This window comes from Stenotrophomonas sp. Nf1 (genome assembly GCF_003028475.1).
GTDB lineage: Bacteria > Pseudomonadota > Gammaproteobacteria > Xanthomonadales > Xanthomonadaceae > Stenotrophomonas.
Genome location: NZ_PYTV01000025.1, coordinates 1 through 357, shown reverse-complemented (window position 1 = coordinate 357; position 357 = coordinate 1). Strand labels below are relative to the sequence as shown.

At 54.9% G+C, this 357-nt stretch carries 1 protein-coding gene and 1 rRNA gene; one reads left to right on the top strand and one right to left on the bottom strand.

All coding sequences use genetic code 11. The features are described from left to right. Window positions 1–88 (top strand): 5S ribosomal RNA (gene rrf / locus C9412_RS20470); the annotation flags it as partial. A gap of 22 nt (window positions 89–110) precedes the next feature. Here rrf and C9412_RS20790 read toward each other — a convergent pair. After that, window positions 111–357: hypothetical protein (locus C9412_RS20790; protein WP_219906263.1), on the bottom strand; the 247-nt coding region annotated here is incomplete at its 5' end.

The following is a 357-nucleotide window of genomic DNA, read 5'->3' as shown; positions in this document are numbered from 1 at the left end:
CCCGATCCCATCCCGAACTCGGAAGTGAAACGCAGCTGCGCCGATGGTAGTGTGGCTCAAGCCATGCGAGAGTAGGTCATCGCCAGGGTTTACACCCAAAACCCCGCTGCTCACGCAGCGGGGTTTTCCTTTTTTTGCAGGCACCCGGTTTCGACCTGGACTTGCAGCAACAACTTCACGAAGAGCTTCAAGTTCCTCAAACAAGTTGTTGACAAAGCTGAAAGGCCTGCCATAATAGGCGGCTCGCAACGACGAAAGACTCTCGGGTCCAACGACGAAGCGGCATCGGCAACAACGTCCACTCCGGTGAGACGGCCTTGAAAAAAGGTGTTGACGAAGCGGAAAAGCCGGCTATAA